This window comes from Paraburkholderia sp. GAS206C, from assembly GCF_050435645.1.
GTDB lineage: Bacteria > Pseudomonadota > Gammaproteobacteria > Burkholderiales > Burkholderiaceae > Paraburkholderia > Paraburkholderia phenazinium_B.
Genome location: NZ_JBNDKR010000007.1, coordinates 456,764 through 471,757, shown reverse-complemented (window position 1 = coordinate 471,757; position 14,994 = coordinate 456,764). Strand labels below are relative to the sequence as shown.

The window sequence follows — 14,994 nt, the reverse complement described above, 5'->3', positions numbered from 1 at the left end:
TTCTAGAAGTAAAGCTCACCTCAGCCGAAACTGCGGTTGCCGAGGATAAGCGCGGACAGCAGCCATGAAACGATGCTGTACAGGATCGAGCCGATAAACGCCGACCAGAAGCCCGACACTTCGAAGCCCTTCAGCAGCGATGCACACAGCCAGAAGCACAGTGCGTTGACCACCAGAATGAAGAGGCCGAGCGTGATGATCGTCACGGGCAGCGTCAGCAGGATCAGCACTGGGCGCAGCACGGTGTTGATCAACCCGAGCACCACGGCGACGATCAGCGCGGTGCCGAAGCTGCGGATGTGGATCGAAGGGACGAGGTAAGTGATGATCAGAAGCGCGAGCGCATTGATCACCCAGGTCAGCAGCACGGTCATGTAGAGCTCCTTCTTGGCTGAAAATCCGGGTTGAGCGGAATGGAACGGGCCGGCCAGGCGGTAAAGACGGCTTGCCGGTCTGGCGCCGCCTTTATCGTGTGCCGCCCGCCAGGTTGCCTGTACGGCGACCGGCGGGGACTCACGTGCTGTCTGACCTGCCTGTTGCGCTACCGTGCCTGCTTAGTAACGGTAGTGGTTCGGCTTGAACGGACCGTTCTTGTCGACACCGAGGTAGCCCGCCTGCTCGTCCGACAGAACGGTCAGGTTCGCGCCGATGCGCGCCAGATGCAGGCGTGCGACCTTCTCGTCCAGATGCTTCGGCAGCACGTACACCTTGTTCTCGTACTTGCCGCCCTGGGTGAACAGTTCGATCTGCGCGAGCGTCTGGTTGGTGAACGAGTTCGACATCACGAACGACGGGTGGCCGGTGGCGCAACCGAGGTTCACGAGGCGGCCTTCAGCCAGCAGGATAACGCGCTTGCCGTCCGGGAAAATGATGTGGTCGACTTGCGGCTTGATGTTTTCCCACTGGTACTGACGGGTCGACGCAATGTCGATTTCCGAGTCGAAGTGGCCGATGTTGCAGACAATCGCGTTGTGGCGCATCGCCTTCAGGTGGTCGTGGCCGATCACGTGGTAGTTACCGGTGGCCGTCACGAAGATGTCGGCCTTGTCGGCGGCGTATTCCATCGTCACGACACGGTAGCCTTCCATCGCCGCCTGCAGTGCACAGATCGGATCGATTTCCGTAACCCACACGGTTGCGCCCAGACCGCGCAGCGATTGCGCGCAGCCCTTACCCACGTCGCCGTAACCTGCGACCAGCGCGATCTTGCCGGCGATCATCACGTCGGTGGCGCGCTTGATACCGTCGACCAGCGATTCGCGGCAGCCATACAGGTTGTCGAACTTCGACTTGGTGACCGAGTCGTTGACGTTGATCGCCGGGAACGGCAGGCGGCCTTCCGTTTCCATCTGATACAGACGGTGCACGCCCGTGGTGGTTTCTTCCGTCACGCCCTTGATGTGCTTCAGGCGCGTGGAGTACCACGTCGGGTCTGCGTCGAGGTGCGAAGCGATCGACTTGTACAGCGCGATTTCTTCCTCGTTGTTCGGCTTGGCGATGACCGAACGGTCCTTTTCAGCCTTCGAACCAAGGATCAGCAGCAACGTGGCGTCGCCGCCGTCGTCGAGGATCATGTTGGCGAATTCGCCGTTCGGCCATTCGAAAATGCGGTGCGAGAACTCCCAGTATTCGTCGAGCGATTCGCCCTTGAGCGCGAACACCGGCGTGCCCGATTTGGCGATTGCCGCGGCAGCGTGATCCTGCGTCGAGAAGATGTTGCACGAAGCCCAGCGAACCTCGGCGCCAAGTGCCGTCAGCGTTTCGATCAGCACGGCCGTCTGGATGGTCATGTGCAGCGAACCGGCGATGCGCGCGCCCTTCAGCGGTTGCTGCGCCTTGTACTCTTCACGCGTTTGCATGAGACCGGGCATTTCGGTCTCGGCGATGTTCAGTTCCTTGCGGCCCCAGTCGGCAAGCGACAGGTCGGCAACGACGAAATCCTGGGAATTTTTGGAATCGATGACTGCGGCGTTCATCACGCCCTCCTTTCTAAGAAATTGACTAGAAATTTGACGTGAGCGCGGTTCGATGCGGTGGATTGGAACGCGCAGCGCGCATTCAAGCCGTCCGATTGAAAGCCTCCGAGCCTGGCGGGCGGCCAGCGAATGCAGATTCGCGGTACCCGTCGCAACGCTCCTCGAAGACGAACGGCGATTGTAGCAAATAGAGATGGCTTCGGGGTGTCGGTCCGGAAAGCGCGGTCCAACACGTGGGTAGAGCCTAAGCCGGCGTACCGGCCGGGCCGCTCAGCGAGCGCAGTTGCGCGATGTTTGCTCTGGCGGCCTCGACGAACTGGCCGGACAGCCGGAACGACTCCTCGACATCGGCCGCGACCGGCGCCTGCATCCCGAAGCAAATGCGGAAATAGCGTTCCGCATGGATGCGCGGGTGGTAATGCATCCGCACGCGCCTGGCGTCGCCCAGGCGCCGGTTGCCGAACAGCTCGCGCAGGGCCCATGAAAACGCGCCGTCTTCTCCGCCATTGCGGCGGAAAAAGGCGTCCATTGGAAAACCGCCCAGCGCCGCATAGACCGCCCGCCGGATGATCAGGCTGCTCGGCACCGTGTTGCTCAGCGTTGCGGCGTGCTCCGCGAAATCCGGATGCGCGGTGACTTCCGCCGGGAAGCCGGCGTATTCAACGTCGAGCCGGATCGAGGCTTCCGTGGGGTTCTGCTCCAGATAGCCGCTCGCGGCTGCCAACGCGCCGGGGAGATACTCGTCGTCCGCGTCGATAAAGGCCAGCAAAGGTTGCGTGGCATGTAGCGCGGCCCAGTTGCGTGCCCGCGCGGCGCCGCCGTTCGCTGGCATCTGCAGCAGACCGATGCGCGGATCGCGCTCGCCGTAGTAGCGCGCGATCTCGATCGAGCGATCGGTCGAGCCGTCATCCACGACGATAATCTGCGCCGCTTCGGGCTGGATGACGCAGCTGTCGAGCGTACGGGCGAGGGTCGCCGCCGCGTTGTAGCAGGGAATGATGATCGAAATGGGCAGCATGGCGTTCGGAGAGGACGGCGCGAAGGGGTAAGCACAAAGGGAGTTGATGATCATAGCGCCGTCCTGCGCCGATTCATCCTGAAAAGCGGCGGCCGTCCATGCAAGGAAAAACAACGGGGAAATCGCATGCTTATGGCGATTTCCAGCTGACTTCACACGAAAGCCCGCACTGATTGCACCGCAACATAAATATAATGACTCGCACTCGCCATACTCATTCCACATTGGAATTCTGGAGCCTGGAATCGTGGAACTTCGTGCCCTGCGCTATTTCGTCGAAGTCGTGCGCCAGCAAAGTTTTACCGTGGCCGCCGAGCAGATGTTTGTCACCCAGCCCACCATCAGCAAGATGGTGAAGTCGCTGGAAGACGAAATCGGCTCGCCGCTATTGCTACGCGACGGCCGTCAGATGGTGCTGACTGACGCCGGTCGCATCGTCTATCAGCGCGGCCAGGATGTGCTCGCCGCGCACGCGCAGTTGCAGGCCGAACTCAACGACCTGGACACGCTGGGCCGTGGTGAACTGACCATCGGGATTCCGCCAATGGGCGGATCCCTCTTTACGCCCGCAATCGCCGCCTTCCGGCAGCAATATCCGAAGATCGAGCTGAAACTGTTCGAACAAGGCTCGCGGGCCATCGAAGCGGCACTGATCAATGGCGAGCTCGAACTGGGGGGCGTGCTGCAGCCGGTCGACCCCGAACACATCGACGTGCTTCCAATGACGCGCCAGTTGCTGTGGCTCGTCGCGCGCCGCGGCTCGCGCTGGGACCGCCTGCAACGGGTGCCGCTCGCGGACCTGGCGAGCGAGCCGTTCGTCTTCTACGGCGAAAGCCTCGCGCTCAACGACGTCGTGCTGAACGCGTGCCGCGCAGCAGGCTTTGCGCCGACTATCGTCGGGCGCAGCGGTCACTGGGATTTCATGGCGGCGCTCGTGCTGGCAGGCGTCGGCATTGCGCTGTTGCCCGCGCCCTACTGCCGGCGCCTCGACGCGACGCAATTCACCTGCCGCCCAGTGGTCGACCCCGAGATTCCGTGGGAAATGGCGGTCGGCTGGCGGCGCAACGGCTACCTCTCGCACGCCGCGCGCGCATGGCTCGAAGTGGCGCGCGAAATCCTGCCCTCCCAGCCCGGCGACGATCTGATGCATTGGCCCGACATCGGCATCACCGGGCTTGCGCCGACCGACAGCGGGCCGGCCGGCGCCTAGGTTATGGCCTGGGTGATCGCTGGGGTGTCCCCCGGGGCGACCTCCGAGGTGGGTCCCGAGATGATTCCAAGGGTAATCGTCCGGGTTGATGCCAAGGCGAATGCCCGGTCAATACCGTACTTACTGCTGCGCCTCGACGAACTCAATCCGTCGATTCGCAAAGCGGCCGCTCTCGGTGTCGTTGCTCGCCACCGGACGCGCATCGCCGTAGCCTTGCGCCGTCAGCGAGTCAGCCGGCACACCGGTCCTGACGAGGAATGCACGAACCGATTCGGCGCGTTTCTTCGACAGCAGCAGATTCTGCTGATCGCCGCCGACGTTGTCCGAATAGCCTGCCACTTCGAGCTTCGCGGCCTTGCCGTTGTGCGAGCAGGCCATCAGTACCTGGGCCGACTGACGCAGATCGTCGACCGCCGACGCCGGCACACGCGCGCTCGCGCTTGTAAAGTTGATCACCTGCAGGTTCAGCACCTTGACCACATCAGCGACGACGCATGAGCTATCCGGCGCGAGCAGATCTTTGATCGCACTACGGAACGATTGCGTTGCGTCGGCCACGGCCTGCTCCGCGTTGAATGCGCCAATCTGATACGACCCACCAAACAGAGACTTCAGGCGCTCGAGCCAGCCGAGCTTCGCGTTGGCTGCTGTGCCGCTCAGTTCGATACGCGTGCCGTCCAGCTTCACTTCCGCGCCGGGTAGCGCCATCAACGGCAGCAACGCGTCGAGATGTGAGAGCCAGTCGGCCGGCTTCGTGTCCGGATCGACAGTGATATTGGCGGCCACGTGGTCGGCGCCGAACTTCTTCGTCAACGCATCGATCAACGCAGCCTTTTCGGCTTCGCTGCCGACCGTCGCCGTCAACGTCGGCTTGCCGGCCGGATCGACCTTGAAGGTCAGCTGACTATCTTTGGTAGGTGCCGGAGCAGCGGCAGCCTGCGACGCCTCGCTTGCGCTCGCAGCGCGCTCCGCTGATGCGGCAGGCGCAGAAGCAGCAGGCGCAGAAGCAACGACATCCGAAGCCGCCACCGTCGACGCCGCGACATCGCTTGCAAGTTCCACAGCCGGAGCCGAGGCAGCGGCAACCACGGAAGCTGCCTGCGAGGTCGAGCCCGTGACGTCCGCCGTCTGCTCATGCTGGCAGCCGCGCAGGAACACGAACGCCAGCACCGCGGCGAGCGCGGCGAGCAGCCACCACAGCCAACTGTGAGAGCGACGCCCCTCGCGCAAAACGGCGTCGACCGGTACGCGCGGCGCAGCCTGCGGGGCCTGCGTGGTGTGCACCGAAGGATTGACCGGCGCAGCAGGTGCAACCGGATGCTCGATATGCGCGGACACCGCCTTCAGTTGCGGCAGGACACTGCCCATGAACGTTGCCACACCGCCGAGCCCGAGCGCCGACAACAGTCCGTCATTCAGAAACGGGGCGATAGCGGGCAACTGATGACCGAGCAGCGTCGGCAACTGCCCGACGCTGCCTTGCGCTTCGAGGAAATGACGCTTCAGGACGCCAAGCAGCGTGGCGCCGACGATACCCGTCAAAGCATGCGCAGACTGCGCCGGCACGCCGGTTTGTGCGGCAACCGTATCGCTCACGCCGTCGAGCCGGCGATCGGTCACGCGAGCCAGCAATTGACGGCCGGCACCTTCGAGCAGACTCAAGCCAGCCGTGCTCGCGAGCAATTGCGGCAGTTGTTCGCCGATGTGCGCATTGACCTCCGGCGCCATGATCGTGGTGAACAGCGAGCGTGCGCCTTCGAGCGTGGCGCCCTTATGCATCAATGCTGCGACGAGTGCAGGAGCAGCGGCGCCGATGACTTTGTCGGTGACGGCCGGTGGCAGCCCGAAGCGCTCCGACAGTTGCCGCACCACGCTGTCAGACAGCGCGGACTGAATCAGTTGAATTACGTTGATACTCATCGACTCGCTTCCTTGAGAGGGCGAACGCGCCACCTGACACGCTCTTTCGCGGCGAGAGTATAGAGGCCTGAAAATCTCAAAAACGAGGCGAGAAGATTAATTACATATCTTTGTAGAAATCCATCAATATTCCTAACTAGCAGTCTGATTTTAAGAGACTCGCCCCGTCATCCGGGCCGCCAGATATTCAGTGAGCGCGTGGCGGCGGCGATTCAAACCACCGCCCCGGCGCAGACTCCAACCTGAGTCGACTGTGCGGTGCGGCGCGCGGTCGCGATGAGATCCGCGGCCCGCTCGCCGATCATCACGGTCGGCGCATTGGTGTTGCCGCCAATCAGCGTCGGCATCACCGAGGCGTCCACAATCCGCAATCCCGTCACGCCACGCACGCGCAGCTGCGGGTCGACCACCGAGCCGGCGTCGCTGCCCATCCGGCAGGTAGCAACCGGGTGATAAATCGTATCGGCGTGCGCCGCGATGGTTTCAAGCAACTCGGCGCGCGTCTGCCCCACATGCGTGTACAACTCCTTGCCACCGTGCACCGCAAGCGAAGGCGCATCGAGAATCCGCCTCGCCATATATGCGCCTTCCAGCAATAACTCCAGGTCGCGCGGGTCGCTCAGGAAACGCGGATCGATCACCGGCGCCTCACGCGCGTCGGCGCTCGCGAGCGCCACCGTGCCGCGACTATGCGGACGCAGCACGCACACGTGCAGCGAATAGCCGTGCCCCCAGTGCATATGCCGGTTGTGATCATCGACGAGCGCGGCGCAGAAATGCAATTGCAGATCGGGACGCTCGAGCGTGGGCCGGCTCTTCAGGAAACCGCCCGCCTCGGCGACATTGCTCGACAGCATGCCCGTACCGTGCCGCATGAAGGTGACGAACTGCGGCAACATCCGCGCAATTCCGCGCAGCGAAAAGCCGGTTGGCTCGATCGACGCCACGCGCTTGTTGATCGTAAAGTCGACATGGTCGATCAGGTTGCGGCCCACTTGCGGCGCGTCGTGAATCACTGGCACACCGAACGATTGCAGTTGCGCGGCCGGACCGATCCCCGAGCACATCAACAGTTGCGGCGAATTGAACGCACCCGCTGCGAGCACCACCTCGCCACGCGCTTCGAGCGTCTCGGTGCGTCCGCCGCGTACGATTTCGACACCGCTTGCGCGCTTGCCGTCGAAGGTCACGCGCAGCACGGTGGCATCAGCCAGCGTATGCAGATTGCTCCGGTTGCGACCGTAGATATACGCCCGCGCGACGCTGCAGCGTCTGCCGTCGCGCTGCGTGACCTGATAGAAACCGACGCCTTCCTGATCGGCGCCGTTGAAGTCGGTATTGAGCCGATGCCCTGCTTCCAGCGCCGCCTGCACGAAGCGTTGCGAGAACGGATTGCGATAGCGCAGATCGCTGACGGTGAGCGGGCCATCCGCGCCATGCCACGCATCGGCGCCGCGCTCGTTACCCTCGGCACGCCGGAAGTACGGCAGCACGTCGTCCCACGCCCATCCGTCGCAGCCGAGCCGCGCCCATTCGTCGTAATCGAGCGGGTGGCCACGCGTGTAGATCATGGCGTTGATTGCGCTCGAACCACCGAAGCCGCGCCCGCGAGGTTGATAGCCGCGGCGTCCGGCGAGGGCCGGTTGCGGCGTGGTCTCGTAGCCATAGTTGGTCTTGAGCTTGTTGGGCACGACCGCCGCGACGCCGACCGGCATGTTGACGAACAGATTGCGCTCCGTATGCGGACCTGCTTCGATCAGCGCGATCGTGGCGTCGGGACAGGCGTCCGCGAGCCGTGCCGCCAGCGAACAGCCGCCCGAACCCGCCCCTACGATGATGTAGTCGTATTGCATGCGCTCCTCCTGATGTGGGCCGCGTGCTGCGCGAACCCGAGCAAAGCTGTCTCGTGCACACTTGTCTACGTGTGTTTCCTGCGCATTGTAGGGAGCGTTGCCACGGTGCGGCGGGTTCGCGCCAGAGCGTTCCCTCTAAACGAAACCCGCACCGCGACCCTATGATGAAAGGTGCAGCGCCGAGGACAGCGCCATGGCGATCAGGCAGCGCCGGCGGCCCTTGAAGGCCTGCGCTGCACGTATCCGCGCGGTATTAAAACACCGCGCAATGCGCACTGCCCCATGGGCACGCGGCCCGCATACACTGATAAAACAGCGCCTCCTGATCGAACCCCGGCGCGCATCCGTCAAACGGAGACAGCAGATGGAACGGCATGGCCCCGGAACAACGCACGACGTCACGAATCAGGTTCCGCCACTGGCGGATTACAACCTTTTTACCAGCGATACCGCCCTCGCCGCCGCACTGGAACGCGACGGCGCGTCGTGGCATCACGACGCGCTGCAGCGGCACGGCGCAGCACTGACCACCCCGGACACGCTCGCGCTTGCCGAGCTGGCGAACCGCCACACGCCGGAGCTGCACACTTACAGCCCGCGTGGCGAGCGCATCGACGCGCTGGAATTTCATCCTGCGTGGCACACGCTGCTGTCATTACTGCGGCGTGAAGGACTGCACGCGCTGCCGTTTTCCGATCCACAGCGCGGCGCCATGGCGGCGCGCTGCGCCGGTTATTTCCTGCATGCGCAGATCGAGTCCGGGTCGTTGTGTCCGATGACCATGACGTTCGCCAGCATTCCGGTGCTGCAGCGCGAACCCACGCTGTTCGAGACGCTGCGCGACAAACTCTATGCGCGCGAACACGATCCGCGCGATCTGCCGCTCAGCCAGAAAACCTCGGCGATGATCGGCATGGGCATGACCGAGAAACAAGGCGGCTCGGACGTGCGCAGCAACCAGACGCGTGCTTACGCAACGGGCGGCGGCGCAGGCAGCGGGCGTGGCGGCGAATACCGGCTGGTCGGCCACAAGTGGTTCTTTTCCGCACCGCAATGCGACGCCCACCTGGTACTCGCCCGCACCGACGATCACGAAGGCCTGTCGTGTTTCTTCGTGCCGCGTTTCGCGCCCGACGGCAGCAAGAACGCCGTGCAGATCCAGCGCCTGAAAGACAAGCTCGGTAACCGCTCGAACGCCAGCAGCGAAGTCGAATTCCTCGACGCGTACGGCGTTCTGATCGGCGAAGAAGGACGGGGCGTACCGACCATCATCGAAATGGCCAACTACACGCGACTCGATTGCGTGATCGGCAGCGCCGCATTGATGCGCGCGGCGCTGGTGCAGGCCATCCACCATGCCCGGCATCGCAGCGCGTTCGGCCGGCATCTGGCCGAGCAGCCACTGATGCAAAACGTGCTCGCCGATCTCGCACTGGAATCCGAAGCCGCGACGGTGCTGTTCATGCGTTTAGCGCGCGCGTTCGAAGACGCCGCGAGCGCGCCGGAAGAGCGCGCGTGGCGGCGCATCGTTACGCCGGCCGCAAAGTACTGGGTCTGCAAGCGCACGCTGGAATTCACCGGCGAAGCCATGGAAGTCTGGGGCGGCAACGGTTATGTCGAAGAAGGGCCGATGGCGCGTTTCTACCGTGAGGCGCCGGTCAATTCGATCTGGGAAGGCTCCGGCAACGTGATGTGCCTCGACGTGTTGCGCGCCATGGAACGCGAGGCCGACGCAGCACAAGCGCTCTTCGCCGCGTGGCACGCAACTGCGCAGGGACACCCGGCGCTCACCGCTGCGCTCGGACGTCTGGCAGCGACGCTCAAGAACGCGCCAGAAACGCGCGAAGCGTCGGCGCGGCGCATCGCCCAGCAGATCGTGCTGATCGCGCAGGCCACGCTACTCGTGCAGCACGCACCGGCGGCCGTGGCCGACGCGTTCATCGCGACACGCCTCGCCGACGGCTGCGGCGAAAGCGGTCGCGTGTACGGCACGCTGCCCGCCACGTTCGATCACGCGGCGATTATCGAGCGGGCGTTTGCCGCGTGATCTGCACACGACGATAACGAATAACCATAAAAGGGAGTGGACATGAAGAACGATCTGCCGGAGATTGCCGCGCTCGAAGCGCTGTTGCGCGAACAGCGCCAGGCGTATCTGCGCGCGCCCTATCCCTCATGGGAAACGCGCGCGGCGCATCTGAAGGCATTGCGGGCGATGCTGCTCGACAACCGCGACGCGCTCGCCGAAGCCATGAACGCGGACTTCGGCAACCGCGCCAAAGAGGAGATCCTGCTCGCGGAATTTCTGCTCCTGAAAGAGGAAATCGACGGCGCGCTCAGACACGGCAAACGCTGGATGAGATCGCAACGGCGCAGCACCAACAAGTGGCTGTTGCCCGCGCGCGCCAAGGTGATTCCGCAACCACTCGGCGTGGTCGGCATTATCGTGCCGTGGAACTATCCGATCCTGCTGGCAGGCGGCCCGCTCGTGAGCGCTCTCACAGCCGGCAACCGCGCCATCATCAAGATGTCCGAACTCACGCCGCGCACGTCGGCTTTGTTCGAACAACTGATCGCGCAGACCTTCGCGCATGACCACGTCACCGTGGTCAATGGCGACGCTACGCTCGCTGCCGCCTTCAGCGCGCAGCCGTTCGATCATCTGCTGTTCACCGGTTCGACCAAAGTAGGCCATGAAGTGATGCGCGCGGCCGCCGAGCATCTGACGCCGGTCACGCTCGAACTGGGCGGCAAATCACCCGCCATCGTCGGCCCGCATGCGCGCTTCGACAATGCGGTCGATAACCTCGTCGCCGGCAAGACGATGAATGCCGGGCAAACCTGTATCGCGCCGGACTATGTGCTGGTGCCGCGCGGCAAGGAGCAGGCTTTCATCGAGCGGGCGCGGGCGCGCATGAGCGCGATGTATCCGGATTTCTCGCGCAATCGCGACTACACGTCCATCATTTCGGCGCGTCATTTCGAGCGTTTGCAGCGTCTTCTCGACGAAGCGAAAGCCAGCGGTGCGCAACTCCATGCGCTTGCCGACGGCGCCGCGGATCCACTCACGCGCCGCTTCCCGCTGATCGCCGTGACGAACGCGCCGGATGAAACCGCGCTGATGCAGGAGGAGATTTTCGGGCCGCTGCTGCCGATCGTCCCGTACGACACGCTCGACGACGCCATCGCCTGGGTCAACGCCCGGCCGCGGCCCTTGGCGCTGTATCTTTACGACGAGGATGCAACGACGATCCGCCGCGTCGAGCAGGAAACCATCGCGGGCGGCATGGCGGTCAACGAAACGCTGATGCAGCTGGCTTGCGAAAGCCTTCCGTTCGGCGGCGTGGGTGCGAGCGGGATGGGCGCGTATCACGGCTACGAAGGCTTTGTGACCTTCTCGAAGATGAAGCCGGTGCTCACCCAGGCGCGCTGGAATACACGCGGGCTGATCGCGCCGCCGTACGGCAAGCGCGTCAATGCGCTGCTCAAGCTGATGCTGCGGCTTTAGCGGCCCTTGACTGCGACCGGCTCAAGCGTAGTGGACGGCTGCTCCGGCTCGTCCGCCACGCCGCTTTCCAGCCGGTGCAGCCACGCCAGCAACTCCGCCACCGCCTGATACAGCTGCGGCGGAATGCGCGAATCGAGATCGACCTGCATCAGCAGCGCCACCATCTCGGGCGCCTCGTGCACATACAGGCCCGCCTCCTTGGCGCGCTGCACGATCATTTCCGCGACGAGGCCGTAGCCCTTCGCGATCATGCGTGGCGCGTGGTCGCCGCCTTGGGCGTCGTAGACGAGCGCAGCGGCGCTTTTGCGATTCCTGCGGCTCATCACATGTCCCAGTCGAAATCGGTGTCGGACGTCGTGGTCGGCCATTGCGCGCGTTCGGGACGAGTCTGTCGCGCACCGCGCTGAGGCCACTCCGACCGCTCGGGGCGCTGGGGCCGCTCGGCGGCCCTGGGCCCGCCGCGGCGTGGCGTACCCGCCGCGACCACCTCAGGATCGACGGCCGGCGCAGCACGCGCGTACGCGGAAGCCGCCGCCTGGGCGGCCGCGGCGGCTGCCGCGCCCGAGGCCGCACCCGGCACCCCGCCGCCGATCTCGCGAATCGCCAGCGCACTCAGTTCGATTCCGGCGGCAGCAAGCCGCTCGCGGAAGTTGTCGCTTTGCTCGGCGAGCCGAGCCGCGCCCAGGGGGCTCGCCGCGACCCGCGCCGCCAGCCGGTTGCCGGTGAGCGTCAGTTCGGCATCCACCGTGCCGAGCAGCGGCAACGACAGCGTCAGACGCGTGCGCCACGGATAGTCCTCTTCCGCGCCGGCACCGCCGCCGCCGCGCTCCCACTCGTCGCCGTCCTGCTGGATGGTCCAGTCGATTTTCGCGCCCGGCCACGCTTCGCCGCTCCAGCGGAACTGGCCCGTGGCGAGCATATCGAGTTGCTGGCGCACCAGCGGGATGGTCGCCACGTTGACGGCGCCCGCCATCGATTGCGCGGTTTGCGTCGGCGTGTCGCCCAGCTGGGACGCGGCGGCATGCAGCGCAGCGTGCACCGGTTGACCGGCCAGGTCGGAAAGCGAATTCGCCAGCACTTCCCCGGCGGCGAAACGCGCGGCCTGTGGCGACTGGATCGACGCCGCGCGCGTGGCAGCACTCGCCTCGGGGCCGTCATTGCCGCTCTGGGTTGCCTGCGTCGAACCGGAGCGGGTCTGCTGCGCCGCGCTCGAGCCCGGCGGCGCGCTTGCGTCGAGATCGGACGCCCAGTCGAGCGGTAATTGCGCGGCGCTATCGAGAAGACGGTTTTGCGGTTCGCTGGCGAGGTCGGCGGGCGAGAGCTGACCCGCCAGCCATTGCGCGAGGTGCGCCTCGTAAAAGAGGCCGCTACCGGCGACGGTCTGTTCGAGCGCCGCCGCGAGCGCTGCCACCGGGAGGTCCCCTGGGGCAACGCTAGTGGCGGCCGTCGTCGCGGATGCGCCTGCCGGATTGGCGGTGCTGGTGGTGTTGGAGGTCGTGGCGGTGCTTGCCGCATTCGCTGCGTTTGCCGCACTGGCTGGGTCGGCCACGCCGGCATCGGCCAATACAGTAGCAACAACGGCATCCGCCGTCTGCGCGTCGAGTATTTCGAAGAGCGGCAGTTCGGTTATCTCGGGATCGAGCGCAGGAGCCGCAGGCCAGATCGGCAACTGGCCGAGAATCGCCGGGGTGGCTTCACCGCCGGACAGGGCAATCGCGTTGAGAGTCAAAGCCACCGCGGACAGGACAGTCTGCGCAGAGGCAGGCGGCGGCGCCGGCACCTCGGGCGTACCCGGCGTCACCGGCGTATCCGTGCTCAGCGCAGACGCACCCGTTTGCGCTGCATTTGGCGCGCCGGGTGCGATATTGAGCAGACTGTCGACCCGGCTCGCGAGCAGCGAAGCGATGGCCGTGTCGATTCCGTTCATGCCGGTTCCTTTGGAGTACCTACTGGCTGCGCGCGGCTAACGCAGTCAATTTCGCAATCAATTTATCGCAGTCAAAAAAGTTCAGCGTGCGCCGTACAGCTCCTTGAGCACGCGGGCCGGACGGCCGGCAAACAGCGCCGACAGCGTCGCCATGCGGGGATTCGCGAGATCCCGGATAGCGGCGTCGTCCGCGAGAATCTGGCGGATCAGGTCGTATTTACGTGCGCGTTCCACTTCGTCGAGCTTCACCCCGGTTTCCGCGTCCTTCAACGCGTCGACCATATGCCGGTACTCTTCCTGCAACGGCATCAGATCGGTCCAAAGGGCGCGGCGCGCTGCGGTCAGCATGCGTGCGGAGATCGCTGCGATGGCCTCGTAGCGGGCAAAATATTCTGTGTTCGAAGTCATCTCATGCTTTCCGCGGTTGGCTGTGTCGCCATCCGCGCTATCTCCGGGGCAATCCCCATCCAGGCTTCTTCGAGCGTGGCCAGCAAGCCGTCCACTTCGACCAGCATCGCCTCGCTCTTCTTCAAGTTAGCTTCGAACAACCGCCGTGCCATATAGCTGTACAGCGCGTGCAGGCGTTGCGCGATCTCACCACCCGCTTCGACGTTAAGCGACTGCTGCAATCCGCCTTCGATAATCCGGATCGCCTTGCTGATCGCCACGCCCCGCTCCGCGATGTTTCCTTGCTGCAGATGCATACGCGCCTGAGAGATTGCCCGCCGGGCCCCCTGGTACAGCAGTACGATCAGACGGTGCGGGCTTGAACCCATCACTCCTGTCTCGACGCCGACACGTGCGTATGCGTTGGCTCCAGCGTGTCCTGGGGAAAACATCGGCGCTCCTCCTTTGCTACGGAAACGGAAAGTATCAGACGGCTGCACGGGGCACTTCGCCACTTGCGGATTGATGCCTGTACCTGGTTATCGGATCGGCAACCGAAAAGCTTTAGGACGCGGTAAGGAGGTTTAAGGCGAATGGCTGCAAGCTTGGGCAGGCACAGACGTAGCCGCGCGGCGCCACCAGCCACGGCCACGAACTTCCGCTCGCGGACCGGGTGCGGTGCAGCGTTTGCCAGACCAGCCGCTACGCTGTCAAACCGACATCTGCATGATGTCGTTGTAGGCGGACACCAGCTTGTTGCGCACCTGCAGGCCGAACTGCAGGCCCAGGTTGGCCTTCTGCCCGTCGATCATCACATCGTTCAGCGATACATTGGGTGCGCCGACTTCGAACGCCTTCGCCTCGCCGGCCGCGGTTTTCTGATCGTCGCTGATCTTGTCGATCGACGCCTTGAGCGCCGACGCAAAACCGCCCGAACCGGCCGCAGCGGTCTGATCGGCCACTGGCTCGGTGCCGCCGGCAGCCTGTGCGGCCATGGCCTGCATTTGCTGCAGCGCCGACGAGAGCGCGTTCACGGACATTGTCATGTTCTCTCCTGAGGAAGGTCGAACGGCATAGCAAATCCTACCGATCTGAGCGAGAGAATATCAGCGGGCCTGGTTCGAAAGCCTCGAAACTGGGGGGAAAACCCTGCTCTATTCGAGCAATCGGGTTCGCCGCGCCTGCGCATAATTCC

At 64.4% G+C, this 14,994-nt stretch carries 13 protein-coding genes and 1 riboswitch; of the genes, 3 read left to right on the top strand and 10 right to left on the bottom strand.

Annotated elements, in window-relative coordinates; translation table 11 throughout:
- Positions 1-20: 20 nt before the first annotated feature.
- From P3T20_RS21845 to P3T20_RS21835, 3 genes are all read right to left on the bottom strand, one after another.
- Entirely contained in the window at positions 21-374 is a 354-nt protein-coding gene (locus tag P3T20_RS21845) for a phage holin family protein (protein WP_074262823.1), read from the bottom strand.
- A 180-nt stretch (positions 375-554) separates the two neighbouring features.
- Positions 555-1,976 carry an adenosylhomocysteinase gene (gene ahcY, locus P3T20_RS21840; protein ID WP_429287777.1) on the bottom strand — a complete coding sequence of 474 codons (1,422 nt, stop codon included), beginning with the start codon at positions 1,974-1,976 and terminating at the stop codon, positions 555-557.
- Between the two features lie 33 nt (positions 1,977-2,009).
- Positions 2,010-2,145: riboswitch (S-adenosyl-L-homocysteine riboswitch) on the bottom strand.
- 75 nt (positions 2,146-2,220) lie between these two features.
- Positions 2,221-2,994: a glycosyltransferase family 2 protein gene (locus tag P3T20_RS21835; RefSeq protein WP_429287822.1), complete on the bottom strand. Its 774-nt coding sequence runs from the start codon at positions 2,992-2,994 to the stop codon at positions 2,221-2,223.
- Positions 2,995-3,241: 247 nt separating this feature from the next.
- Here P3T20_RS21835 and P3T20_RS21830 point away from each other — a divergent pair, with 247 nt between their 5' ends.
- Complete coding sequence (locus P3T20_RS21830; protein ID WP_429287776.1) at positions 3,242-4,204, top strand: LysR substrate-binding domain-containing protein; 963 nt, start codon at positions 3,242-3,244, stop codon at positions 4,202-4,204.
- 120 nt (positions 4,205-4,324) lie between these two features.
- Here the strand turns inward: P3T20_RS21830 and P3T20_RS21825 are convergent, their stop codons facing one another.
- The gene (locus P3T20_RS21825) at positions 4,325-6,124 is read right to left on the bottom strand and encodes an OmpA family protein (protein WP_429287775.1); all 1,800 of its coding nucleotides are present in this window, start codon (positions 6,122-6,124) and stop codon (positions 4,325-4,327) included.
- Positions 6,125-6,336: 212 nt separating this feature from the next.
- Positions 6,337-7,977, bottom strand: a complete 1,641-nt coding sequence (locus P3T20_RS21820; RefSeq protein ID WP_429287774.1) for a GMC family oxidoreductase — start codon at positions 7,975-7,977, stop codon at positions 6,337-6,339.
- A gap of 364 nt (positions 7,978-8,341) precedes the next feature.
- Between P3T20_RS21820 and P3T20_RS21815 the strand changes: the two genes are divergently transcribed.
- Positions 8,342-10,024, top strand: coding sequence for an isovaleryl-CoA dehydrogenase (locus P3T20_RS21815; protein WP_429287773.1), 1,683 nt, complete (start codon positions 8,342-8,344; stop codon positions 10,022-10,024).
- A gap of 42 nt (positions 10,025-10,066) precedes the next feature.
- Positions 10,067-11,485, top strand: a complete 1,419-nt coding sequence (locus P3T20_RS21810) for a coniferyl aldehyde dehydrogenase (protein WP_429287772.1) — start codon at positions 10,067-10,069, stop codon at positions 11,483-11,485.
- Here P3T20_RS21810 and P3T20_RS21805 read toward each other — a convergent pair.
- The 5 genes from P3T20_RS21805 to fliE form a co-directional block, all read right to left on the bottom strand.
- Positions 11,482-11,808, bottom strand: a complete 327-nt coding sequence (locus P3T20_RS21805) for an EscU/YscU/HrcU family type III secretion system export apparatus switch protein (protein WP_074262831.1) — start codon at positions 11,806-11,808, stop codon at positions 11,482-11,484. The genes P3T20_RS21810 and P3T20_RS21805 overlap by 4 nt on opposite strands.
- On the bottom strand, positions 11,808-13,412 hold the full coding sequence (locus P3T20_RS21800) for a flagellar hook-length control protein FliK (protein WP_429287771.1): 1,605 nt from the start codon (positions 13,410-13,412) through the stop codon (positions 11,808-11,810). The genes P3T20_RS21805 and P3T20_RS21800 overlap by 1 nt, the downstream gene beginning before the upstream one ends.
- 81 nt (positions 13,413-13,493) lie before the next feature.
- Positions 13,494-13,820: a flagellar protein FliT gene (locus tag P3T20_RS21795; RefSeq protein WP_074262833.1), complete on the bottom strand. Its 327-nt coding sequence runs from the start codon at positions 13,818-13,820 to the stop codon at positions 13,494-13,496.
- Positions 13,817-14,251 carry a flagellar export chaperone FliS gene (fliS, locus tag P3T20_RS21790; RefSeq protein WP_074262834.1) on the bottom strand — a complete coding sequence of 145 codons (435 nt, stop codon included), beginning with the start codon at positions 14,249-14,251 and terminating at the stop codon, positions 13,817-13,819. Before fliS ends, P3T20_RS21795 begins: the two co-directional genes overlap by 4 nt.
- Positions 14,252-14,509: 258 nt before the next feature.
- Positions 14,510-14,845, bottom strand: coding sequence for a flagellar hook-basal body complex protein FliE (gene fliE, locus P3T20_RS21785; RefSeq protein ID WP_429287770.1), 336 nt, complete (start codon positions 14,843-14,845; stop codon positions 14,510-14,512).
- Positions 14,846-14,994: the final 149 nt, after the last annotated feature.